The sequence below is a fragment of the Nocardia farcinica genome, from assembly GCF_001182745.1.
In the GTDB taxonomy this organism is placed as follows: Bacteria; Actinomycetota; Actinomycetes; order Mycobacteriales; family Mycobacteriaceae; genus Nocardia; species Nocardia farcinica.
Genome location: NZ_LN868938.1, coordinates 3,245,462 through 3,267,319, shown reverse-complemented (window position 1 = coordinate 3,267,319; position 21,858 = coordinate 3,245,462). Strand labels below are relative to the sequence as shown.

21 protein-coding genes are annotated in these 21,858 nt (G+C 71.9%); 10 read left to right on the top strand and 11 right to left on the bottom strand.

Annotation, left to right across the window (positions count from 1 at the left end):
• The first annotated feature begins 115 nt into the window (after positions 1–115).
• Positions 116–1,213: an adenosine deaminase gene (locus AMO33_RS15495; protein WP_060593518.1), complete on the top strand. Its 1,098-nt coding sequence runs from the start codon at positions 116–118 to the stop codon at positions 1,211–1,213.
• Positions 1,214–1,217: 4 nt separating this feature from the next.
• Here AMO33_RS15495 and AMO33_RS15490 read toward each other — a convergent pair whose 3' ends face one another.
• The 5 genes from AMO33_RS15490 to AMO33_RS15470 are packed head-to-tail and all read right to left on the bottom strand — an operon-like array spanning position 1,218 to position 4,649.
• Entirely contained in the window at positions 1,218–2,462 is a 1,245-nt protein-coding gene (locus AMO33_RS15490; protein WP_011207484.1) for a hypothetical protein, read from the bottom strand.
• 26 nt (positions 2,463–2,488) lie between these two features.
• Positions 2,489–2,836, bottom strand: coding sequence for a YbaB/EbfC family nucleoid-associated protein (locus AMO33_RS15485; RefSeq protein WP_011207485.1), 348 nt, complete (start codon positions 2,834–2,836; stop codon positions 2,489–2,491).
• Positions 2,837–2,873: 37 nt separating this feature from the next.
• A complete protein-coding gene (locus AMO33_RS15480; protein WP_011207486.1) occupies positions 2,874–3,215 on the bottom strand; it encodes a hypothetical protein in 342 nt (113 codons plus the stop codon).
• The gene (locus tag AMO33_RS15475) at positions 3,212–4,336 is read right to left on the bottom strand and encodes a C40 family peptidase (RefSeq protein WP_060593047.1); all 1,125 of its coding nucleotides are present in this window, start codon (positions 4,334–4,336) and stop codon (positions 3,212–3,214) included. The genes AMO33_RS15480 and AMO33_RS15475 overlap by 4 nt, the downstream gene beginning before the upstream one ends.
• A gap of 4 nt (positions 4,337–4,340) precedes the next feature.
• Positions 4,341–4,649 (bottom strand): hypothetical protein, encoded by a 309-nt coding sequence (locus tag AMO33_RS15470; protein ID WP_228789505.1) that lies wholly within the window; start codon positions 4,647–4,649, stop codon positions 4,341–4,343.
• Positions 4,650–4,803: 154 nt separating this feature from the next.
• On the opposite strand from AMO33_RS15470, the gene upp reads away from it, so the two are divergent.
• Positions 4,804–5,427: a uracil phosphoribosyltransferase gene (gene upp / locus AMO33_RS15465; protein ID WP_060593046.1), complete on the top strand. Its 624-nt coding sequence runs from the start codon at positions 4,804–4,806 to the stop codon at positions 5,425–5,427.
• Positions 5,428–5,506: 79 nt separating this feature from the next.
• Here upp and AMO33_RS15460 read toward each other — a convergent pair whose 3' ends face one another.
• Together AMO33_RS15460 and AMO33_RS15455 are read right to left on the bottom strand one after the other, a co-directional pair.
• A complete protein-coding gene (locus AMO33_RS15460) occupies positions 5,507–7,000 on the bottom strand; it encodes a phospho-sugar mutase (protein WP_076573622.1) in 1,494 nt (497 codons plus the stop codon).
• A 73-nt stretch (positions 7,001–7,073) separates the two neighbouring features.
• Positions 7,074–7,877: a purine-nucleoside phosphorylase gene (locus tag AMO33_RS15455; RefSeq protein WP_011207491.1), complete on the bottom strand. Its 804-nt coding sequence runs from the start codon at positions 7,875–7,877 to the stop codon at positions 7,074–7,076.
• Between the two features lie 90 nt (positions 7,878–7,967).
• Between AMO33_RS15455 and AMO33_RS15450 the strand changes: the two genes are divergently transcribed.
• The 3 genes from AMO33_RS15450 (at position 7,968) to AMO33_RS15440 (ending at position 11,311) form a co-directional block, all read left to right on the top strand.
• On the top strand, positions 7,968–8,672 hold the full coding sequence (locus tag AMO33_RS15450; RefSeq protein ID WP_011207492.1) for an enoyl-CoA hydratase/isomerase family protein: 705 nt from the start codon (positions 7,968–7,970) through the stop codon (positions 8,670–8,672).
• Between the two features lie 69 nt (positions 8,673–8,741).
• Positions 8,742–9,986 (top strand): M20 family metallopeptidase, encoded by a 1,245-nt coding sequence (locus AMO33_RS15445; protein WP_228789502.1) that lies wholly within the window; start codon positions 8,742–8,744, stop codon positions 9,984–9,986.
• A gap of 155 nt (positions 9,987–10,141) precedes the next feature.
• Entirely contained in the window at positions 10,142–11,311 is a 1,170-nt protein-coding gene (locus AMO33_RS15440; protein WP_060593517.1) for a M20 family metallopeptidase, read from the top strand.
• 55 nt (positions 11,312–11,366) lie between these two features.
• Here the strand turns inward: AMO33_RS15440 and AMO33_RS15435 are convergent, their stop codons facing one another.
• Positions 11,367–11,846, bottom strand: coding sequence for a gamma-glutamylcyclotransferase (locus tag AMO33_RS15435; RefSeq protein ID WP_041559868.1), 480 nt, complete (start codon positions 11,844–11,846; stop codon positions 11,367–11,369).
• Between the two features lie 159 nt (positions 11,847–12,005).
• Here AMO33_RS15435 and AMO33_RS15430 point away from each other — a divergent pair, with 159 nt between their 5' ends.
• The 4 genes from AMO33_RS15430 to AMO33_RS15415 all read left to right on the top strand — a co-directional run bounded on the left by AMO33_RS15430 (position 12,006) and on the right by AMO33_RS15415 (position 17,280).
• On the top strand, positions 12,006–13,415 hold the full coding sequence (locus tag AMO33_RS15430; protein ID WP_011207497.1) for an NAD(P)H-quinone dehydrogenase: 1,410 nt from the start codon (positions 12,006–12,008) through the stop codon (positions 13,413–13,415).
• Between the two features lie 381 nt (positions 13,416–13,796).
• A complete protein-coding gene (locus AMO33_RS15425) occupies positions 13,797–14,819 on the top strand; it encodes a hypothetical protein (RefSeq protein ID WP_011207498.1) in 1,023 nt (340 codons plus the stop codon).
• Between the two features lie 180 nt (positions 14,820–14,999).
• A complete protein-coding gene (locus AMO33_RS15420; protein ID WP_240327538.1) occupies positions 15,000–16,010 on the top strand; it encodes a hypothetical protein in 1,011 nt (336 codons plus the stop codon).
• Positions 16,011–16,098: 88 nt separating this feature from the next.
• Positions 16,099–17,280 carry an aminotransferase-like domain-containing protein gene (locus AMO33_RS15415; protein WP_060593043.1) on the top strand — a complete coding sequence of 394 codons (1,182 nt, stop codon included), beginning with the start codon at positions 16,099–16,101 and terminating at the stop codon, positions 17,278–17,280.
• Positions 17,281–17,444: 164 nt separating this feature from the next.
• Here AMO33_RS15415 and glpK read toward each other — a convergent pair whose 3' ends face one another.
• Positions 17,445–18,944 carry a glycerol kinase GlpK gene (gene glpK, locus AMO33_RS15410; RefSeq protein ID WP_060593042.1) on the bottom strand — a complete coding sequence of 500 codons (1,500 nt, stop codon included), beginning with the start codon at positions 18,942–18,944 and terminating at the stop codon, positions 17,445–17,447.
• Positions 18,945–19,287: 343 nt separating this feature from the next.
• Here glpK and AMO33_RS15405 point away from each other — a divergent pair, with 343 nt between their 5' ends.
• The gene (locus tag AMO33_RS15405; RefSeq protein ID WP_011207502.1) at positions 19,288–21,021 is read left to right on the top strand and encodes a glycerol-3-phosphate dehydrogenase/oxidase; all 1,734 of its coding nucleotides are present in this window, start codon (positions 19,288–19,290) and stop codon (positions 21,019–21,021) included.
• A 3-nt stretch (positions 21,022–21,024) separates the two neighbouring features.
• Here AMO33_RS15405 and AMO33_RS15400 read toward each other — a convergent pair whose 3' ends face one another.
• Together AMO33_RS15400 and AMO33_RS31495 are read right to left on the bottom strand one after the other, a co-directional pair.
• Positions 21,025–21,597: a TetR/AcrR family transcriptional regulator gene (locus AMO33_RS15400; protein WP_060593041.1), complete on the bottom strand. Its 573-nt coding sequence runs from the start codon at positions 21,595–21,597 to the stop codon at positions 21,025–21,027.
• A 79-nt stretch (positions 21,598–21,676) separates the two neighbouring features.
• Positions 21,677–21,853, bottom strand: a complete 177-nt coding sequence (locus tag AMO33_RS31495; RefSeq protein ID WP_011207504.1) for a hypothetical protein — start codon at positions 21,851–21,853, stop codon at positions 21,677–21,679.
• Positions 21,854–21,858 lie beyond the last annotated feature (5 nt).

The following is a 21,858-nucleotide window of genomic DNA, read 5'->3' as shown; positions in this document are numbered from 1 at the left end:
CTCGGCCCACCGTCGAATGGCCGCGGACCGACAAGTCCGTGACCGTGCGGCGACGGGTGTGTGGACCGCGCCCGTGTCGCCTGCCGAATCGGCCGGGCGCGGCTACCGTGTGGACATGACAGGACCGACGCCGCTGACCCTCGCCTCGATCCGCCGAGCACCCAAGGCCCTGCTGCACGACCACCTCGACGGTGGCCTGCGGCCCGCGACGGTGCTCGAACTGGCCGCCGAGTGCGGCTACGACGAATTACCCGCCGACACCGAGGCCGAGCTGGCGGCCTGGTTCCGGGAGGCCGCCGACAGCGGCTCGCTGGAACGGTATCTGGAGACCTTCGCCCACACCGTGGCCGTCATGCAGACCTCCGAGGGGCTGCGCCGGGTCGCTCGGGAATGCGTCCTCGATCTCGCCGCCGACGGCGTGGTCTACGCCGAGGTGCGTTACGCGCCCGAGCAGCACCTGGAACGCGGGCTCAGCCTCGACGAGGTGGTCGAGCACACGCTGGCGGGCTTCCGCGAGGGGGAGCGGGCGGCCGCGGCCGCCGGCCAGCCGATCGTGGTGACCTGTCTGCTCACCGCCATGCGGCACGCCGCGCGTTCCCGCGAGATCGCCGAACTCGCGGTGCGCTGGCGCGATCGCGGGGTCGGCGGTTTCGACATCGCCGGGGCCGAGGCCGGATACCCGCCCACCCGGCACCTGGACGCCTTCGAGTACATGCGCGCCAACAGCGCGCACTTCACCATCCACGCCGGTGAGGCCTTCGGGCTGCCGTCGATCCACGAGGCACTGGCCTTCTGCGGTTGCGACCGCCTCGGGCACGGCGTGCGGATCACCGACGACATCCGGGTCGGTGATTCGGTGGCCGACGCCGAACTCGGCCTGGTCGCCCGGTACGTGCGCGACAAGCGGATCCCGCTCGAGCTGTGCCCGTCGTCCAACGTGCAGACCGGCGCGGTGCCCTCGCTGGACAAGCATCCGTTCGACCTGCTGGCCCGGCTGCGCTTCCGCGTCACCGTCAACACCGACAACCGGCTGATGAGCGACACGAGTATGAGCCAGGAGATGCACAAGCTGGTGCAGACCTTCGGCTACGGCTGGAGCGACCTGGAACGGTTCACGATCAACGCCATGAAGTCGGCGTTCATCCCGTTCCCGGAACGGTTGCGCATCATCGACGACATCATCAAGCCCGGCTACGCCGTGCTGATCGGCTGACGTCTCACTCGCTCACCAGGCGCGCCTCGAAGTTGCGTTCCAGCTCGCGCCAGGCCTGCGCCTCGGCCGCGTAGGGCGGGTTCGGGGCCAGCCTGGTCGGGTCGGGGTTCAACAGGTAGGAGACGTACCAGCCCAGCGGCGTGGACTTGGCCAGCGCGGTTTCCACCGCGTCGTCGTCGGCGTAATCGGCTGCGTCGGTGAACAATTCGACCGCCAGGTCGAGCTGATCGATGTCCACCGCACGCGGGCCCTCGGCCAGATCCTCGGCCAGGCCGGGCAGCACGTAGACGTTCTCGTCGGTGACCTCGACCTCGAGCGAGCCGTCCACGGCGGCGGTCTGCACGTCGCCGTAGGTGCTCACCCGGGCCAGGTCGTGATCGTGGTCGTCGGCCAGGTAGCGGGCCAGCGCGCGCTCGGAACCGAACACCAGGATCGAGCCGTCGCGGCCCAGGAAGATCGGTTCGTCGTCGAGGTAGCAACGCAGCGTGAAGTACGTGCCCTCGGAGGTGACGATCTTGACCGGGTCGATGCCGACCTCGTGCCAGAACGACTCCTCCTCGTCCTCGTCGTCCGCGTCCAGATCGACGGGCTCGAACTCCTCTTCCTCCTCGGCGTCGGCGACGTCGTCGGCGTCGACCACGTTCTCCTCGGCGGCGAGCAGCTCCGCCTCGGCCACGGCGAGCGCGTCGGCGTCGACCTCCGGAATGCTCACCACGGTGTCGACCGCGTCGAGTACCGCGTCCCAGTCCTTGGCGATGGCGGCGCCGATCTGGTCCCACAGCTCCTCGCCGTCACGGCCGACGAACGCGCTCACCCCGCTCGGCAGCGCACCGAGCACCGGGTGGGAGCTGAAGAACTTGGTCACCGTCTCCAGCTCGCAGACATCACCGATGTTGCGGACCATCTCGAGGGTCTCCTCGAGTTCGGCGATGGTCTCCGGATCCGGATCGCCCGCCGCCAGCTCGGGAACGCCGACCAGATCGTAGGAGTAGTTCTCCTCCGGCTCCAGCTCCGCCGCCGACAGCCCCACCACCACCTTCCAGGCGGGATGGTCGACGAGATCGTTGTCGGAGTTGGTCCGGACGAACGCCGCCAGCTCGGCGACGCCCTCGAAACCGTAGAGGGTGTCCTCGTGTCCGAGGAACGCCATCCACTCGTCGTCACCGTCACGCCAGCGCGGTGCCCACAGGGTGACGAGATCGCCGTCGGTCAGGCCGAGCTCGATCGGGACGATGTCTCCAGAAGCCATGTGCGGAAGCCTATCGACCTTCCGGCTCAGGCACTATCCGGCCTGCCTCCCGGCGACCCCGGAACCGAGGTCGTGTCCGAAGCGAACGATTCGTTCAGTGTCGCAACGACCTTCGACCGCTGGGCGCCCGCGTCCTCGGCGGCCTGCCGGCAGGCCCACACGATGAGCTGACCGACGTCGGCGGGCGCCATCGCGGTGACCGCCTCCGACAGCCGCAGGCCGACCAGCGCGCCGTCGCTGTTCACCTCCACGCTCACCGCGCCGTCCTCGGTGGTGAAGGTGCCTTTCACCTGCTTCAGGCCGTACAGCGCGGCTTCGAGCGCCTCCAGTTTCGCGGTCGCGCCGGCGACCAGGGCATCCATTTCCGCGCTCATGCTGTGCCTCCCTCAACGCGCATCGCGCGCCCTCCCGTCATACCGGCCTCATCCAGCTCGTCGGACCGGTGTCGGCGTCATCGATGCGGTCCAGCTCGTCGACGGCCTGCTGCCGGGTGGGCAGCCCGAGCCGGTCCAGGATGTCGGCGGGCATGCCCGATTCGGCCAGCACCTCGCGGCGCTTGGCCCGGGCGGCGACGGCCGAGCGCTGCGTGAGCCGCAGGATCTCGTTCGCCAGCGCCTGTGCGCCGTAGCGGTATTCGCTGCGCTCGAACTTGATCTCCACCGGCATGCCCTGGTCGGTGGCCTTGACGGCGATGGTGCCCGACCGGTTCTGGCTGACCGCGACCGTGACGTTCGGGATCTGCTGCTCGCTCATGCGGTGGGCCTGTAGAAGCCGTAGAACTCCATACCCATGTTCTCCGTTCGGATGGAACTGATCGAGACCGGATCACCGGCCTCCACGAGCTGCCCGTTGCCGATGACCATCGCGACGTGGCCGTCCCACACGGCCAGGTCGCCGGGCATCAGGTCACCGGGCGAGACCTGGGGGTGGCCGATGTGCTGTTCCTGCGCCAGCCGCGGCAACTCCACCCCCGCCTCGCCGTAGGCGTACTTGGTGAGACCGCTGCAGTCGATGCCCGAGCCCGGGTCGTTGCCGCCCCACACATAAGGCGTGCCCACGGCCCCGATCGCGGCCTGCACCGCCGTGGCGGCCTTCTCGTTCGGCGCCTCGACCACGCTGCCGTCGGGCAGGGTGATCTTGACCCCGTCGGTGGTGGCGGTCGTCGACGTGGACGAGTTCGGGTTCTGCCCGCTGGGCGCGGCCGAACTCGGCGTCGTGCCGGTGTTCGCCGCCTTCGACACCTGCTTCAGCGGGGTGCTCGCCATCGTGGTGGCGAGTGAACCCGCCTGGCCCACCACGCCCATCAGGCCCTGTAGGCCCGAGGACGCGCCGCCCGCGAGCGCGCCGGGCAGCGAGGCAACCGGCGGGGTGGAGGGCGGCGGGGTGAGCTGGGTGATGGCGGCGGTCTGGGTGTCGAGTTCGCTGCGCACCCGCCCGACCACCGCCAGGCCCTGGTTCAGGTGTTCGATGGCCGAGCCGACCAGCACCGTGAGGCCCTGCGGCGTCGCCAGCGTGGGACCGAGCGCGGTGGCGGTGTTCACGAAGGACTGGACGATGCCGTTGAGATCCTTCTGGCCCGTCTCCACCTGGGCGGCAGCCTGATTCACCACGGTGGCCATCTCGGTGCCCCGGTCGGAGATGGTGGCGGCGGAGGTCTGCACCCGCAGCGCCTTGGCGGTCGCGGCGTCGGCGGCGACCCCGTCCCAGGCGCTGTTCATCTGGTTGATGCTCGTGCGGCCCTGCTGGTGCAGCTGCTCGAGGGCGGTGGACGCCGACACCAGCGCGTCGGAGGGGCCGCCGCTGGGCAGCACGCCGGAGCCGAAACTGCTCAGCAGGTCGAGCAGCGGTTTGACGAGCACGTTGATGTCGATCACCGGCTCATCCGTCCAACTCGGCGCCGCGCAGGGCGGCGGCGTTGGTGAGGTCCGTCTCGGTGAGCACCGTGGCCGCGCCCGCCGCGGCCCCGCCCATGCTGGACAGCACGGCCGACAACTGCGCGATCGAGGCGACGTGCCCGGCGTGCGCCGCGCTGTAGGCGGCCACGAAATCGCCGCCGATCAACCCCATGATCGGCCCGAGCAGCGCCGGTGCGGCGGCCGCGGCCCCCGCCGCGACACCCGCCATCTCGCCCGCCATGACACCGGCGGTCGCGCCATACGCGGCGATGCCCTCGGTATCCGCCGACATCTTCGACATAGTGCTTCCCCCATCCGTTGTTCCCAGGCAGAGTACGTCATCCACCTAGTTCGACGCGCCGCCTCGCCCCGCGGTTCCACCCCCGCGGCAACATTTTCCACCGCCTCGCCCGACTGCGCACTCGCGTCGACCTTATCGTTCCCTCATGCGCACGCACACCGTGGATCACCCGCTGGCCGCTGCCCTGTTGACGACGATGCGCGACGAGCGCACGCCCAATGCGGTCTTCCGCGCGGCGCTGTGCGATCTGACCGGCATCCTGGTCTACGAGGCGCTGCGGGAGGCGCCGGTGGACACCTACGAGATCAACACGCCCGTCGCCCCGGCCACCGGTGCCCGGCTCGCGCAGCCGCCGCTGTTGGTGCCGGTGTTGCGCGCCGGGCTCGGCATGGTCGATGCGGCCGCCGGGTTGGTGCCGGACGCGCGGGTGGGTTTCGTCGGGATCGCGCGGGACGAGAGCACCCATCAGCCGGTGCCGTACATGGAGTCGCTGCCGGAAGACCTCGCGGGCGTGCCGGTGTTCGTGCTGGATCCGATGCTGGCCACCGGCGGGTCCATGCGCCACACCCTGGAACTGCTTGCCGCCCGCGGCGCCACCGACATCACCGCCCTGTGCGTGGTCGCGGCGCCGGAAGGCATTGCCACGCTGGAACGCAGCGGCCTGCCGGTACGGCTGGTGACCGCCGCGGTCGACGAGGGATTGAACGAGAACGCCTACATCGTGCCCGGTCTGGGTGACGCGGGCGATCGGCAGTTCGGGCCGCGCTGAGGGAGCGCGGCCCGAACGCGATCGTGGCCGGTGTCAGAGCCTGCGGCAGTAATGTCTGAGAGCCTGCGGCAGCAATGTCTCAGAGCCTGCGGCAGTAATCCGCCAGCTCCGCGAGCCGTTCCCGCGCAGCCTGTTTCGCCGCGGCCAGGGCCGCGGGTGCGCGTACCGGCTCCACCACCTCCAGGTAGCACTTGAGCTTGGGCTCGGTGCCGGACGGCCGGATCACCACCCGCGAGCGTTCGCCCTCGAAGATCAGCGCATCGGTGCGCAGCCGGCCCCGCACCCGCAGCTGGTCGGTGTAGCGCATCGGTTCGCCCGCGAGTGCCGCGGGCGGGTCGGCGCGCAGCCGTTCGACCACGGCGGCCGCGGCGGCGGTGTCGGCCGTCCGCAGCGAGACCTGGTCACCGGCGTGCACGCCGAATCGCACCGCGTAGTCGTCGAGTTCGTCGAGCAGGGTGCGTCCGGCGGCCTTGCCGGCGGCCACCATGTCGGCGGCCGTCACCGCCGCGGAGATGCCGTCCTTGTCGCGCACGGTGGCCGGGTCGACGCAGTGCCCGATGGCCTCCTCGTAGGCGTACACCAGGCCGTCACCGGCGCGGGCCAGCCACTTGAAACCCGTCAGGGTCTCGGCGTAGCGGGCGCCGCGCGCGGCCGCGACCTTCGACAGCAGCCGTGAGGACACGATCGTGGTCGCCACCAGCGCGTCGGCGGGTGCGGTGCGCAGGACGCGGTCACCGAGCAGCACGCCGGTCTCGTCGCCGCGCAGCATGCGCCACCCGTCCGGGCCGGGTACACCCAGCGCGCAACGGTCGGCGTCCGGGTCCAGCGCGATGGCCAGATCCGCGCCGACCCGCCGCGCGGTCGCCAGCACCAGGTCGGCCGCGCCGGGTTCCTCCGGGTTGGGGAAGGCGACGGTCGGGAAGTCCGGATCGGGGTCGAACTGCTCGGGCACCACGTGCACGTCGGTGAAGCCCGCGGCGGCCAGGGCGCGCACCGCGAGGTCGCCGCCGACGCCGTGCATCGGGGTCAGCGCGATCCGCACGGCCGCGCGCGGGCCGGGTCCGCCGATCAGCGACGGCAGCGCGGCCACCCGCGCGAGGTAGTCATCCACCAGCTCCGCGCCCGACGGCGCGACGGCCGCCCGGTCGAACGGGGGCCGCGCGGCCTCGATACACCGTTCGATCTCGGCGTCGGCGGGGGCGATGAGCTGCGATCCGCCGTCGAGGTAGAGCTTGTAGCCGTTGTCGGCGGGCGGGTTGTGCGAGGCGGTGATCTGCACGCCCGCGACCGCCCCCAGCGCTCGCACCGCGTAGGCGACCACCGGGGTCGGCAGCGGTTCGGGCAGCAGCGTCACCGGGAAACCCGCCGCCTGGAAGATCTCGGCGGTGACGGCGGCGAACTCGGCCGAACCGTGCCGGGCGTCGCGCCCCACCACCACCCGGCCGCCGCCGAGGCAGCGGCCGCGCAGCCACTCGACCACGCCCGCGGTCGCGCGCGCGACCGTCTCGGTGTTCATCGCGTCCGGTCCCGGTCCGACCGGTCCGCGCAGTCCCGCCGTCCCGAAGCGCAGCATGGCTAGCGACCGTGTCCTTTCCACCCGCCGCGCCGGATCACGGTGCGTCGCCGGGACGGGACGATCGACGCGATCATGCGGCGCCGTCGGGCGCCGAGCCGAGCCGCTCCAGCACGCCGCGCAGGAGTTTGCCCAGTCGCGGCGCGGCCGCGTTGCCCTCGGCGAGCACCTCGGCATGCGAGAGATGTTCCCCGGTGACGCCGGCGGCGAGATTCGTGACGAGGGAGATGCCGAGCAGGCGGGCGCCCAGCGACCGGGCCGCGATGGCTTCGAGGACCGTCGACATGCCGACCAGGTCCGCGCCGACGGTGCGCAGCATCCGGATCTCCGCGGGCGTCTCGTACTGCGGACCGGTCAGGCCCGCGTACACGCCCTCGGTGAGTTCCGGGTCCAGTTCCCGTGCCAGGGCCCGCAACCCCGGATCCCAGGCGTCGACGAGATCGACGAAGGTCGCGCCGGCCAGCGGGGAGCGGCCGGTCAGATTCAGGTGATCGGCGATCAGCACCGGCTCGCCGACCCGCAGGCCCGCTCTGATGCCGCCCGCGGCGTTGGTGAGCACGACGGTCTCCGCGCCCGCGGCCACCGCGGTCGCGACCGGGTGCACCACCTCGGCGGGGGAGTAGCCCTCGTAGAGGTGCTGCCTGCCCATCAGCACGAGCACGTGCTCGGACCCGACCGGCACCGAATGCAGCACGGGCACGTGGCCCTGGGCGGACGGGGTGCCGAAGCCGGGCAGCTCGGGCATCGGCACCGACGCCGACGGCTCGCCGATCTCGGCGGCCGCGGCCTGCCAGCCCGATCCCAGCACCACCGCGGCCCGGTGCCGCGGCACCCCGGTACGTTCGGCGATCGCCTCGGCGGCCTCTGCGGCAAGCATGGGTCAAGTATCGCCGTGATCGGCCGCGCGCGCCGGGCAGGGGGTGCTACCCACGAGTAGCACCGCGCTCCGGTTGGTTAGGCTGCCCGCATGCCGTATCTGGAACGTCAGGGCGATGTGTTCGTGCTCCACCTCGGAAACGAGGGACAGACCGACAGCGAGAACCGCTTCCATCCCGACTGGATCGACCGGTTCAACGCGCTGCTCGACGAGGTCGAGGCCAGTGAGGGCCCCGCGGCGCTGGTGACCACCGCCACCGGCAAGTTCTACAGCAACGGCCTGGACACCGACTGGCTGTTCGGCAACCTGAAGCAGATGCACGGCTACCTGGACCGGGTGCACGCGATCTACAGCCGCCTGCTCACCTTCCCGCTGCCGACGGTCTGCGCGATCAACGGGCACGCCTTCGGCGCGGGCGCCATGCTGGCCAGCTCGCACGACTTCCGGGTGATGCGCGCCGACCGCGGCTTCTGGTGCCTGCCCGAGGTGCACCTGGGCATGCCGTTCACCGTCGGGATGAACGCCCTGCTCACGCATCGCCTCGGCAACCAGGTCTGCGTGCAGGCCATGACCACCGGTCACCGGTTCCCGGCCGCCGAAGCCCGCGCCGCGGGCATCGTCGACGACGTGGCCGAGGCGGACGCGCTGCTCGAGCAGGCCGTGGCGCGCGCGGCGGCGCTGGCGGCCAACCGCAAGCCGATTCTGCCGATCATCAAGCGGGCGCTGCACGCCGACGCCCTGGCCGGACTCGCCGTGCACACCACGCCGGAGAACCTGGCCTTCGCCCTGGGCTGACCCGGCGCCGACCCGCCCCCGCCGGTGCGTGCCGCGCCGCGGGCGGCCAGCAGTGCCAGACTGTGTCCCATGCCACCGCCTCCGCCCGTCCCGCCGTCCCGCGACGGCGCGCGGGCGGACGCGGGCGCGCGGGTGGACGCGGCGGCGCGCGCGGATGCCGCGATCGGTGCCGCCGGACCGCGGTTGATCGCCCTCTCGCACGCCATCCACGCCGAACCGGAGCTGGCCTTCGCCGAGCACCGCAGCGTCGCCAAGACGCTCGAGCCGCTGGCCGAACGCGGCTTCGAGATCACCACCGGCGTCGCGGAGCTGCCGACGGCCTTCCGCGCCGTCTACGGCAGCGGATCGCTGACCGTCGGACTGTGCGCCGAATACGACGCGCTGCCCGAGATCGGCCACGCCTGCGGGCACAACATCATCGCCGCCGCGTCGGTCGGCGCCGGACTGGGCCTGGCCGAGGTGGCCGACGCGCTCGACCTCACCGTGGTGGTGCTGGGCACTCCGGCCGAGGAGAGCGGCGGCGGCAAGGTGCTGATGCTCGAGCGCGGTGTGTTCGACGACATCGCGATGGCGATGATGGTGCACCCCGGCCCCTGCGACATCGCCGGTGCGCGGTCGCTGGCCCTGGCCGACATCGCGGTGCGCTTCCACGGCCGCGAGGCGCACGCCAGCGCCGCACCCGACCAGGGCCGCAACGCGGGCGACGCGGTGACGGTCGCGCAGGTGGCGCTGGGTCTGCTGCGCCAGCACCTGAAACCCGGCCAGCAGCTGCACGGTATAGTCAGCGACGGTGGCATCGCCCCCAACATCGTGCCCGGCCATGCGGAACTGCTGTACTACCTGCGCGCAGCCGACTCCGCGTCCCTCGACGACCTGATGCGACGAGCGTCGGCCTGCTTCGAGGCGGGCGCCCTGGCGACCGGCTGCACCCACGAGATCCGGACCCTGGCGCCGACCTACACCGAGCTGACGCCCGACCCCGGCCTGTTGCGGGTGTACCGGGAGCAGATCGCCGATCTCGGCCGGGTGCCGATCTCGGCCGACCTCGAGGCGGCGCGCCCGCTGGGCAGCACCGATATGGGCAACGTCACCAACGTGGTCCCGGGCATCCATCCGGTCATCGGCATCGATGCGGGCGGGGCGGTGACGCATCAGCCGGGTTTCGCCGCCGCCAGCGTCAACGCCTCGGCCGACCGGGCGGTGATCGACGGCGCGCGCGCCCTCGCGCGTACCGCCATCGCGGTGGCCCGCGATGAAGAACACAGAGGCAGGTTGTGGCAACGGCTGGTTCGACGACAGGAGGACATTCGGTGAGCACATCCGGGCAACCCGTCGGGCATGCGAGCGGCTCCGCGGCGGCGGCATGCGTGACCGCTCAGGCGGCGCCGCCGACGCGTCCGCCCGCCCCGGATGTGACCGTGCGCGCGGTGGCCGACGCCCCGGACGGTGAACCGGTGCCCGAGCCCGCGTTGGACGGCCGCGCGGCGGTCGAGCGGTGGCTGGCCGCGCACGGTGCCGACCTGATCCAGTGGCGCAGGCACATCCACGCCAACCCCGAACTGTCCCGCACCGAGTTCGCCACCACCGAATTCGTCGCCAACTGGCTCACCAAGGCCGGGCTCACCCCGCGGCGGATGCCGGGCGGCACCGGTCTGCTGTGCGACATCGGACCCGAGGACGGGCCGCGCATCGCCCTGCGCGCCGACATGGACGCGCTGCCGCTCCAGGAGTTCACCGGGCTGCCGTTCTCCTCCACCGTGCCGGGCGTCTCCCACGCCTGCGGCCACGACGCACACACCACCATCCTGCTCGGCACCGCCCTGGCGCTGGCCGAGGTGCCCGAGCTGCCGGTCGGCGTGCGGCTGATCTTCCAGCCCGCCGAGGAGGTGATGCCCGGCGGCGCGCTGGACATGGTGGCCGCGGGCGCGCTGGACGGCATCGAGCGGATCTTCGCGGTGCACTGCGATCCCCGGCTGGAGGTGGGCCGGGTCGGCATGCGGGTGGGTGCCATCACCTCCGCCGCCGACACCGTGGAGCTGGTGCTGGACTCGCCCGGCGGGCACACCTCGCGCCCGCACCTGACCAGCGACCTGGTCTATGCCATCGGCACCGTCATCACCGGGCTGCCCGGCCTGCTCAGCCGCCGCATCGACCCGCGCACCAGCACCGTGATGGTGTGGGGCGCGGTGTCGGCGGGCAAGGCGCCCAACGCCATCCCGCAGACCGGCATGCTCACCGGCACCGTCCGCACCGGCGACCACGCCACCTGGTCGCTGCTCGAGCCGATGGTGCACGAGATCGTCGACGGCCTGCTCGCCCCGACCGGTGTGCGCTACCAGCTGAACTACCGTCGCGGCGTGCCGCCGGTGGTCAACGACGAGCACTCGGCCCGCCAGTTCGAGGACGCGATCCGCGCGCTCGGGCCGGACGCGCTGTCGGACACCCCGCAGTCCGGCGGCGGCGAGGACTTCTCCTGGTACCTCGAGGAGGTGCCGGGGGCGATGGCGCGCCTCGGCGTGTGGTCCGGGCACGGCGAGCAGCTCGATCTGCACCAGCCGACCTTCGACATCGATGAGCGGGCGCTGGCCGTCGGCGTGCGCGTGTTCACCAACCTGGTGCTGCAGCAGCGACCCCGCTGAGACGCCGTCGAGCCCCCGGTTCCCGCGTCGGAACCGGGGGCTCGACGGGTGTCGCTCAGCCGGAGAAGTTGCCCGGGCCGACGTTGCGGCTGTTCCTGGTGCGCAGCGCGTGCACGTAGTCGGCGGGCGCGCCCGCCTTCTCCGCCGCGTCGGCCATCACGCCGAGGTACCGGGCCGAGGGCAGCCCGCCTTCGTAGGCGTCGAGCACGTACAGCCACGCCAGGCGCGGCTCGGTGCCGCTGCCGGGGTTGGGGGTGACCCGCAACCGGATCTTCTTGTGGATGCCGAAGTCGGAACCCTCCCATCGGTCCAGCCGCTGCTCGTCCTCCGGCGAGACGTCGTAGAGCACGACGAACACCCGCGAGCCCGGGTCCTCCACCACCGTCGCCAGCGGCCCCTCCCAGCCGATGTCGTCTCCGGCGAAGGTCAGCCGCCAGCCCTCCAACCAACCGGTCCCGGACATGGGGGAGTGCGGACAGCGCTCGAGCATCTGCGACGAGTCCATGTTCGACCCGTAAGCGGCGTAAATCGGCACGTAGCAAAGGTTAGCCTGCTCGGTGCACAGTTCGCCGGGCATACGCGCGTGGGAATGCGGGCACGGCACGGCAGGTGTGTGGCGAAGACGACACCGGGGGGCCGATTAACGTAAGCCTCATACCGGAGATCCCGGTCGACGAGCTGAAGGGGAGTACCCATGACCCGTATTGCGATCATCGGTGGCGGACCGGCCGGTTACGAGGCCGCGCTGGTGGCGGCGCAGCACGGCGCCCAGGTGACACTGATCGACCGCGACGGGATCGGTGGCGCGTGCGTGCTGTGGGACTGTGTGCCGTCGAAGACCTTCATCGCCTCCACCGGCATGCGCACCGATCTGCGCCGGGCCCGCGATCTCGGCATCACGCTCGACCCGAGCCAGGCCGCCGTGCAGTTGCCGGAGGTGAACGCGCGCGTCAAGGCGCTGGCGTTGGCGCAGTCCTCCGACATCCGCTCCAAACTCCTGTCCGCGGGCGTGACATTGATCTCGGGTACCGCGTCCTTCACCGACCCGGCGCCCGGCCGGGCGCCGCACCGCATCACCGTCCGGCCCACCGGCGAGCGCGCCGGTGAGCGGGTGATCGACGCCGAGGTGGTGCTCATCGCCACCGGCGCCAGCCCGCGGGTGCTGCCCGGGGCCGAGCCGGACGGCGAGCGTATCCTCACCTGGCGTCAGCTCTACGACCTGCGCGAGCTGCCGGAGACGCTGGTGGTGGTCGGCTCCGGTGTCACGGGTGCCGAATTCGTCTCGGCCTATACCGAATTGGGTGTGCAGGTGAAGCTGGTCTCCAGTCGCGACCGGGTGCTGCCCGGCGAGGACGCCGACGCGGCGCTGGTGCTGGAGGAGGCGCTGGCCGAGCGCGGTGTCGAACTGGTCAAGCATGCCAGGGCCGACGCGGTGGAGCGCACCGCCGACGGCGTGGTGGTCAAGCTCTCCGACGGGCGCACCGTCACCGGCACGCACGCGCTGATGACCGTCGGCTCCACCCCCAACACCGGCGACCTTGCGCTGGACAAGGTCGGCATCGAACTCGACCGCGGCGGATACCTGCGGGTCGACCGGGTCTCGCGGACGGCGGTCTCGGGCATCTACGCCGCCGGTGACTGTACCGGCCTGCTGCCGCTGGCCTCGGTGGCCGCGATGCAGGGCCGCATCGCGATGTACCACGCGCTGGGCGAGGGCGTGAGCCCGATCCGGCTCAAGACCGTCGCCTCGGCGGTGTTCACCCGCCCCGAGATCGCCACCGTCGGCGTCAGCCAGACCGCCATCGACAACGGCGAGGTGCCCGCCCGCACGGTCATGCTGCCGTTGAACACCAATCCGCGCGCCAAGATGTCGGGCCTGCGCCGCGGTTTCGTCAAGATCTTCTGCCGTCCGGCCACCGGCGTGGTGATCGGCGGTGTGGTGGTGGCGCCGATCGCCTCCGAGCTGATCCTGCCGATCGCGCTGGCGGTGCAGAACAATCTGACCGTGAACGACCTCGCCCAGACATTCTCCGTTTACCCCTCGCTCACCGGCTCGGTCACCGAAGCGGGCCGGCTGCTCATGCGGCACGACGACCTGGACTGACCCGCCGCGCACCGGCGCGAGTGCCGTTGCCGGTGGACGGCTTTCGGTCGCATTGCCTCGAACCGCGCTGATGTGGTTGACTCGCTCGCGAGAGACGCGATCGGCGGGCGGTCGCGGGGTTCTGGTGGGGGATCGTCCTTTTCCGGGCCTCGTACAGTGCACGGGGTCGCCGGTGGTGCCGTGTGCCCGCACAGGCGGGCACCAGCCCAGGGGGTGACCGTCGGTCATTCGGCGACCGGACGCGTCTCGTCAGGGACGAACTGAGTGCGACCGCCTCGGCCGCACCCGGGAAGGGATTGGCGAAAAGTGAAACATCGTAAGCCGAGTCGGGCGCAGCGAGCGATGGCCAGCACATCGTTGCCTCTGGCCACCGCGGCGGCTGTGGCTACCCTGTTCGCTGCGCCGGCGGGGGCCGTTCCGAACGAGCCGAGCACACCGGCCACGCCGGCGCCGGTGCAGCCGGGCACCAACGACGCACCGCAGGGGACCGACACGCCCGGCACCGCGCAGCCCGGGCAGGGCTCGCCGGAGCAGGGCTCGCCGGGTCAGGGAGACGAGAAGAAGAAGCCGGAGAACAAGCCGACGCCGAGCCAGCCGGGTGTCACCACGCCGGAGCCGGAGCAGGTGATGCCGGAGCCGGAGAAGGATCCGAAGCTGGCCACGCCGACCCAGCCGGGTGTCACCACCCCGCGCGTCGCACCGCTGCCGGTGCCGGGTCAGAGCGACCAGCCGCAGCCCGCCGTCGCGCCGGAGAACGGCGCCCAGACCCCGGAGTCCGTCGCACCGGGCGCGGGCGAACAGGGCGCGCAGCAGGACACTCCCGCCGCCGACGACGGCCAGGCACGCCCGGCCCAGCCGGAGCGCCGGGTGACCCCGAGCCAGCCGGAGTCGCAGACCGAGACGCTGGTGCAGGAGCCGCGCTGGGAGGCGCCGCGCCTGGAGGCCGCCCCGGCCGCCCCGGTCGTCGAGATGACCGGCCCGCACCAGGAATTCGGCGCGAACGTCGACGGTGGTGCGGTGCTGCCCGGCTACGTGGCCAACACCCACCACTTCAGCAACGAGGCCGGCTACGTCGGCACCATCGGCTACCGCACCCCCACCGGCGCGGGCGAGGCCGGCGCCTCGGTCGAGTTCCTCGACGTGAACACCGTCAAGGTCACCACCTACACCGGTGGGGAAGGCCTGGCGGACAACAAGAACGCCTTCGTGCTCGACACCACGCAGGTCAACGCGGCCAAGGCGGCCGTGGAGCAGTGGATCGCCGCGCAGCCGGGCGGCGCCGCCGCGCTCGAAGCCGCCGCGCAGGTTAAACTGCCGCCGCTCGTTCCCGCCGGCGACCTGGCGCCGCAGACGGTGAACGTCGCAGGCGTGACCACCCAGTGGGGTGGTTCGTTCCAGTACTGAACGGGATGATTCGACGGGTGGGGCGGTCGTTCGCGGCCGCCCCACACGTGTGTCCCGGGGAGAGGAATGGGTGTGGTTTCCGAGGATGACGCGAAGGATCGCGACACCGATCGGCCCGGGTCGCAATTCGGTTCACCGGTAGGCGATTTCGGCCCACCGGTCGGCGACTTCGGTCCTCCGGTGGGCGATTTCGGGCCGCCGGTCGGCGACTTCGGTCCTCCGGTCGGCGAGCCCCCGACGGCCGATTTCGGGCCGCCCGTGGCCGAGTTCACCGGCCCGCCGCTGGCCGAGACCGGGCCGCGCTGGCAGCCTGCGGGTGAGCAGCCCGAGATCGGCTGGCGTCCCGCCGATCAGCCGCCGCCGCCCGCCACCGCGCCGGGTGGCCGGTTCCGCGCGCCCGAGAGCGGCCCGGCTCCCGAGACCTCCGCGCCCACCCGCCCGCCCGCCGGCGCCGAGCGCCCTGGCCGGAGTGAATCCGAACCCGACGTCTCCACCGAGGAGACCGTGCGGCACGGCGCACCCGTGCCCGAAGCCACCCCGCAGCGGTGGTGGAACAGCCCCACCGAGTCCGGCGAGGTGCCCAAGCCGCCCGCCGAGCCCGCGGGACTGTCCTGGGCCGACGACCCGATCGCGCAACGCCTGGCCCCCGGCACGCCCGCGGCGGGCCCGAAGAAGTCCGGCGGCGACAACCGGCGCATCCTGCTCGGTGTGGCCGCCGCCGTGGTGGTGCTGATCGGCCTGGTGGTCACCATCGTGTCGGTGTCCGGCGGTGACGACGGCACCGGCCGCGCGGCGGGCCCCACCACCACCGCCGCGCTGAGCTGCCCAGCCACCAAGGACGGCAAGGTCGCCGTCGGCAACGGCCAGGGCTCCACCGCGAGCGGGCCGGACGCGATCCTCGGCTTCCAATACGCCTTCTACGTCGAGCGCAGCGGGGAGCGGGTGCGCAGGTTCGTCGCGCCGGACGCGGAGAACATCTCCACCGCGGCGATCATCCAGCAGGCCATCGACGAGCAGATCCCGGTCGGTACCACGCATTGCCTGCGCATCACCGAGGTCGCCGCCGACACCTTCGAGGTCGACCTCACCGAACACCGCCCCGACGGGACGACCACGGTGTATCCGCAGACGGTGACCACCGTGAACCGGGACGGCAAGACCCTGGTGTTCGCCATCCGCGAGCGGCTCTGATCTCGGAATCTGGGATACCCGTTTCACTCTCTGGTCGGGGATGTGAAACAGTGGGGTATCCCGTTCCGTGCCGTTCCCGGAGGTTTCGATGTCGTCGACCCTGCCACCGCTGGCCGGTAAGCTCGGCGGACTCACCAGCTCGGCGATCCGTGACCTGCTGAAACTCACCGCCCACGCCGACATCGTGAGCCTCGCCGGCGGCCTGCCCGACGCCGAGCTGATGCCGCGGGAACGCATCGCGGCCGCCGCCGACGCGGCCCTGCGCGGCCCCGGCTGTCTCCAGTACACCGAATCGCCGGGGTGGGGGCCGTTGCGGGAGGTGCTGGCCGCACGCGAGTCCGCCCGGCTGGGCCGGACCGTGCCCGTGGCGGAGGTGTTCGTCACGCACGGCTCGCAGCAGGCGCTGTCGCTGCTGGCGGAGGTGTTGCTCGACCCGGGCGCCCTGGTCGTGGTCGAAGACCCGGCCTACGTGGGCGCGCTCCAGGTGTTCCGCGCCGCCGGTGCCCGCATCGTCGCCGTGCCGCTGGACGCCGAGGGCATGCGGGTGGACGTGCTGCGCGAGCTGCTCGGACGCGGCGAGCGGCCCGCCGTGGTGCACACGGTGAGCAATTTCCACAACCCGGGCGGGGTCACCATGAGCCCGGCCCGCCGCCGCGAACTCGCGGAACTGGCCCAGACACACGGCTTCTGGGTGATCGAAGACGATCCCTACGGCGAACTCTGGTTCGACCGGCCCGCACCGGCGCCGGTGGCGAGCCACGCCCCCACCGTGATCCGGCTGTCCAGCGCCTCGAAGATCATCGCGCCCACCCTGCGAGTCGGCTGGATGGTCGCGCCGGACCCGGTGTGCCGGGCGGTCGAGCTGCTCAAACAGGGCGCCGACCTGTGCGGTTCGGCGCTGACCCAGCAGATCGCCGCCGAGCTGCTGGCCGACACCACCTGGCTGACCGGCCACGTGGACCGGGTGCGCGCGGTCTACGGCGCCCGGGCCACCGCCCTGGTGCACGCGGTGCGGGAGACCTTCGGTGAGCGCATCGTCTGCACCGATGCCGCGGGCGGCATGTTCGTGTGGGCCGACTTCACCGACGGCACCGACACCGGACAGATGCTGCCGCGCGCCCTCGAAGCCGGTGTCGCGTACGTCCCCGGCCAGGCCTTCGCGGTGAGCGAGGGATACCGCGGCTCCCTGCGGATGTGCTTCACCACCTCCGAAGCGCCGGTGCTCAGCGACGCGGTGCAGCGCCTGGCGAAAGCCCACGCGGCGGGCTGACCCGGCTCAGGCTGTATCCGCCCGCCTGTGCCGGGGCGCACCTTCGTGGTGATGCTGCGCTGCCGCCTGCGGGCGCTGACCCGGCTCAGGCTGTGTCTGTCGTGCCTGTGCCGGGGCGCCCTTCGTGGTGACGCTGCGCTGCCGCCTCCGGGCGCTGACCCGGCTCAGTCGGTCCAGTTGTAGGTGCGTTCCACCGCCTTGTTCCAGGCGGCCAGGTGGGTGGCGCGGTCCTGGTCGCTCATCGTCGGGCGCCAGGTGGTGTCGGCGGCCCAGTTGGCGCGGATGTCGTCGGTGCCCGACCAGTAGCCGACGGCGAGGCCGGCGGCGTAGGCGGCGCCGAGCGCGGTGGTTTCGGCGACCACCGGGCGCACCACCGGCACGTCGAGGATGTCGGACTGGAACTGCATGAGCAGATCGTTGGCCGTCATGCCGCCGTCCACCTTCAACGTCGTCAATTCCAGGTCGAGCTGCTGGGATTCGGCGTCGGCGCGCATGGCGTCGACCACCTCGCGGGTCTGGAAGGCGGTGGATTCGAGCACCGCGCGGGCCAGGTGCGCCTTGGTGACGAACCGGGTGAGGCCCGCGATCACCCCGCGCGCGTCCGGACGCCAGCGCGGGGCGAACAGGCCGGAGAAGGCGGGCACGATGTAGGCGCCGCCGTTGTCGTCGACACTGCGCGCGAGCGGTTCGATCTCGTCGGCGGAGGAGATCAGGCCGAGGTTGTCGCGCAGCCACTGCACCAGCGACCCGGTGACGGCGATCGAGCCCTCCAGGGCGTAGACGGCGGGCTGGTCGTCGAGCCGGTAGCACACCGTGGTGAGCAGGCCGTGTTTGCTGAACACCGGCGTGGTCCCGGTGTTGAGGAGCATGAAATTGCCGGTGCCGTAGGTGTTCTTGGCCTCACCGGGCGACAGGCAGGCCTGGCCGAAGGTGGCGGCCTGCTGGTCACCGAGGATGCCCGCCACCGCGACACCGGCCAGCGGGCCCGCGGTGATCTCGCCGTAGATCTCCGAGGAGCTGCGGATCTCCGGCAGCATGGCGGGGGGCACCCCGAAGTCGGCGCAGATGTCCTCGTCCCACCGCTGGGTGCGCAGATCCATGAGCATGGTGCGCGAGGCGTTGGTGACGTCGGTGATGTGTGCGCCGGTGAGGTTCCACAGCAGCCAGCTGTCCATCGTGCCGAAGCACAATTCCCCGGCCTCCGCGCGCTCCCGCGCATCCGGGACGTGGTCGAGGATCCAGCGCAGCTTGGGTCCGGCGAAGTAGGTCGACAGCGGCAGGCCGGTCCGGTCCTGGTAGCGGGTCGGCCCCTGCGCGCCGCCGAGTTCGCCGACGAGGCGGTCGGTGCGGGTGTCCTGCCAGACGATGGCGTGGTGGATGGGCTTGCCGGTGGCGCGCTCCCAGACCAGCGTGGTCTCGCGCTGATTGGTGATACCGACGGCGGCGATGTCGACGGCGCTCAGCTCGAGGGTCCGCATCGCCTCGGCGAGGACGAGTTCGGTGTTGCGCCAGATGGTTTGCGCGTCGTGCTCCACCCAGCCCGGGCGCGGGAAGATCTGCTCGTGCTCGCGCTGGGCCAGGCCGAGCACGCGACCGCCGTGGTCGAAGACGATGCACCTGGTCGAGGTCGTGCCTTGATCGAGGGCGGCCACATAGCGACGCATGGCAGCAGGATACGCAACGGCGAGCTCGCCGGGGATCACATCGCGACCGCTGCCCGCCGGGACTAAGCTCCGTAGTTACCGGCGAGTAGTCCGTGTCGACGCGGGGACGACCGCGTGCGGCCGGGGTAGCTCGTGGATTGCCTGAGCCGGTCAGCGGCCGGAGGTGGCCGCGGAGTGTGACCACGGAGGCCGCCCCGGCTCGGGCAGATGGGCACAGCCTGAGCGGTTCGTCGCCCGGCGGCGGACGCGGAGTGCGACCCCGCGGGGCGTACCGCTCGGGTGACCGGGGAATTGCTTAGCCTGTAGGGAAGCGCTCGCAGACCAGTCGGCTGGAGGAGTCGAGATGACCAAGAGACCGCAATCGCAGTGCCTCGGCCCCGAGCAGCGCCGCACGGCCTGGGAGCGACTCGGCAAGGAGCATTTCGACGTGGTCGTCGTGGGCGGCGGCGTGGTCGGCGCGGGCATCGCGCTGGACGCGGCCACCCGCGGCCTGGACGTGGCGCTGGTGGAGGCACGTGACCTCGCCTCCGGCACGTCGAGCCGCTCGTCGAAGATGTTCCACGGCGGCCTGCGCTATCTCGAGCAGTTGGAATTCGGCCTGGTGCGCGAGGCGCTGCGCGAGCGCGAGCTGGCGCTGTCGACGCTCTCGCCGCACCTGGTGAAGCCGCTGCGGTTCCTCTACCCGCTGACCCATCGCGGCTGGGAGCGGCCGTACGTGGCCTCGGGCCTGGTGCTCTACGACACCATGGGCGGCGCCAAATCCGTTCCCGGGCAACGCCACCTGACCAGGCACGGCGCGCTGCGGCTGGCACCCGGCCTGCGCCGCGACGCGCTGATCGGCGGGGTGAGCTACTACGACACCGTGGTCGACGACGCCCGCCACACCATGACCGTGGCGCGCACCGCCGCCCACTACGGCGCGGTCATCCGCACCTCCACCCAGGTGGTCGGGTTCCTGCGGGAAGCCGACCGGGTGGTCGGGGTGAAGATCCGCGACACCGAGGACGGGCGCACCGGCGAGGTCAGGGCGCACGTGGTGATCAACGCCACGGGGGTGTGGACCGACGAGGTGCAGGCGCTCTCGCAGACCCGCGGCCGGTTCCACGTGCGCGCGTCCAAGGGTGTGCACGTGGTGGTGCCGCGCGACCGGATCGTCAGCGACACCGCGCTGATCCTGCGCACCGCGACCTCGGTGCTGTTCGTCATCCCGTGGGGCGCGCACTGGATCATCGGCACCACCGACACCGACTGGAACCTGGATCTGGCGCACCCGGCCGCCACCAAGGCGGACATCGACTACCTGCTGGACCGGGTGAACCAGGTGCTGGTCACCCCGCTGACCCACGACGACATCACCGGTGTGTACGCCGGGTTGCGCCCGCTGCTGGCCGGGGAGAGCGATTCGACCTCCAAGCTGTCGCGCGAGCACGCCGTGGCCAGGATCGCGCCCGGCCTGGTGGCCATCGCGGGCGGCAAGTACACCACCTACCGGGTGATGGCCTACGACGCGGTCGACGAAGCCGCGCAGGACATCCCGGCGCGGGTGTCGCCCTCGATCACCGAGAAGGTGCCGCTGCTGGGCGCCGACGGCTATTTCGCGCTGGTGAACCAGACCGTGCAACTCGCCGAGATGTACGGCGTGCACCCGTACCGGATCAAGCACCTGCTCGATCGCTACGGCTCGCTGATCGACGAGGTGATGGTGCTGGCCCAGGACCGCCCGGAGCTGTTGCAGCCGATCACCGCCGCACCGTCCTATCTGCGGGTGGAGGCGGTGTACGCCGCGGCGGCCGAGGGCGCGCTGCACCTGGACGACATCCTGGCCCGGCGCACCCGCATCTCCATCGAGTACGCCCACCGCGGCGCGGACTGCGCCGAGGAGGTCGCGCGGCTGGTCGCGCCGGTGCTCGGCTGGGACGAGGCCGAGATCGAGCGCGAGATCGACACCTACCGCTCCCGGGTGGAGGCCGAGGTCCGCTCGCAGACCCAGCCCGACGACGCCTCCGCCGACGCGCTGCGCATCGCCGCGCCCGAGCCGCGCCCGCAGATCCTCGAACCGGTGCCGAGCGAGGGCTGAAACTCAGTCCGGCGCACCCTGTTCGACGCGTACCGCCCAGGCCACCAGGGAGCGCAGGTAGCGCAGCACCACCTCGTCCGGACACGCCACCGGATCGGCCAGGTGCTGACGCAGCAGTTCCTCGAGCGCGGCGTGCACCAGCCGCTGGGTGGGCCCGTCCGGGTCCACCGGCACCCCCGCGTAGCGGGACAGGTGCCTGGCGCCGATGGCGCGGGCGTAGCGGCGGCCGATCTCGACACGTTCGCGCAGCAGGGCCGGGCCGCCCTCGGGCGGGCTGAGCAGGATGCGCCAGCTGATCGGCGCGGCGTGCAGGTAGGCGAGAATGCCGCGGCCGACCCGGTCGATGTCGGCGTCGGCCCAGTCCACGGTGAGCATGCCGCGCAGGGCGGTCTCGGTCTCGCGTTCGAGCAGCGCGGTGGTGAGTCCGGTCAGATCGCCGAACTGCTGGTAGATCAGTGCCCGCGCGACCCCGGCGATACGGGCGACGCGGTCGATGCCGACGGCGGCGAAGCCTTCGGCGACCACGATGTCGCGGGCGACGTCGAGCAGTTGATCGCGCCGGTCGGCCGCCGACATACGCCGCCGCGGCTCGCCCACGTCCGCTCCTCCCGATCAACTGACGGATTGTCAGTCAATCCGGCGGTGCGGCCGGGCGTCAAGGGTGCGGTGCGACGATCGCGGGCCGCGGGGTCTCGGCGGTGCCGGCCGGCGTGGGCAGTTGCAGCAGGGCATAGCTGAACAGCGCGGTCGCGGCGCAGCAGAGGACGGCGACGAGCAGCCTGGTGGCTACCGCGAGGATCGGCGGCCCGGCGGTGCGCGGTCGGCGCGGCATGGTCG

Bases quoted from the DNA above. Each gene is read 5' to 3' on its own strand.
- AMO33_RS15495 (WP_060593518.1), top strand. From the start codon at position 116: ATGACAGGACCGACGCCGCTGACCCTCGCCTCGATCCGCCGAGCACCC.
- AMO33_RS15490 (WP_011207484.1), bottom strand. From the start codon at position 2,462: ATGGCTTCTGGAGACATCGTCCCGATCGAGCTCGGCCTGACCGACGGC.
- AMO33_RS15485 (WP_011207485.1), bottom strand. From the start codon at position 2,836: ATGAGCGCGGAAATGGATGCCCTGGTCGCCGGCGCGACCGCGAAACTG.
- AMO33_RS15480 (WP_011207486.1), bottom strand. From the start codon at position 3,215: ATGAGCGAGCAGCAGATCCCGAACGTCACGGTCGCGGTCAGCCAGAAC.
- AMO33_RS15470 (WP_228789505.1), bottom strand. From the start codon at position 4,649: ATGTCGGCGGATACCGAGGGCATCGCCGCGTATGGCGCGACCGCCGGT.
- upp (WP_060593046.1), top strand. From the start codon at position 4,804: ATGCGCACGCACACCGTGGATCACCCGCTGGCCGCTGCCCTGTTGACG.
- AMO33_RS15460 (WP_076573622.1), bottom strand. From the start codon at position 7,000: ATGCTGCGCTTCGGGACGGCGGGACTGCGCGGACCGGTCGGACCGGGA.
- AMO33_RS15455 (WP_011207491.1), bottom strand. From the start codon at position 7,877: ATGCTTGCCGCAGAGGCCGCCGAGGCGATCGCCGAACGTACCGGGGTG.
- AMO33_RS15450 (WP_011207492.1), top strand. From the start codon at position 7,968: ATGCCGTATCTGGAACGTCAGGGCGATGTGTTCGTGCTCCACCTCGGA.
- AMO33_RS15445 (WP_228789502.1), top strand. From the start codon at position 8,742: ATGCCACCGCCTCCGCCCGTCCCGCCGTCCCGCGACGGCGCGCGGGCG.
- AMO33_RS15430 (WP_011207497.1), top strand. From the start codon at position 12,006: ATGACCCGTATTGCGATCATCGGTGGCGGACCGGCCGGTTACGAGGCC.
- AMO33_RS15415 (WP_060593043.1), top strand. From the start codon at position 16,099: ATGTCGTCGACCCTGCCACCGCTGGCCGGTAAGCTCGGCGGACTCACC.
- glpK (WP_060593042.1), bottom strand. From the start codon at position 18,944: ATGCGTCGCTATGTGGCCGCCCTCGATCAAGGCACGACCTCGACCAGG.
- AMO33_RS15405 (WP_011207502.1), top strand. From the start codon at position 19,288: ATGACCAAGAGACCGCAATCGCAGTGCCTCGGCCCCGAGCAGCGCCGC.
- AMO33_RS15400 (WP_060593041.1), bottom strand. From the start codon at position 21,597: ATGTCGGCGGCCGACCGGCGCGATCAACTGCTCGACGTCGCCCGCGAC.
- AMO33_RS31495 (WP_011207504.1), bottom strand. From the start codon at position 21,853: ATGCCGCGCCGACCGCGCACCGCCGGGCCGCCGATCCTCGCGGTAGCC.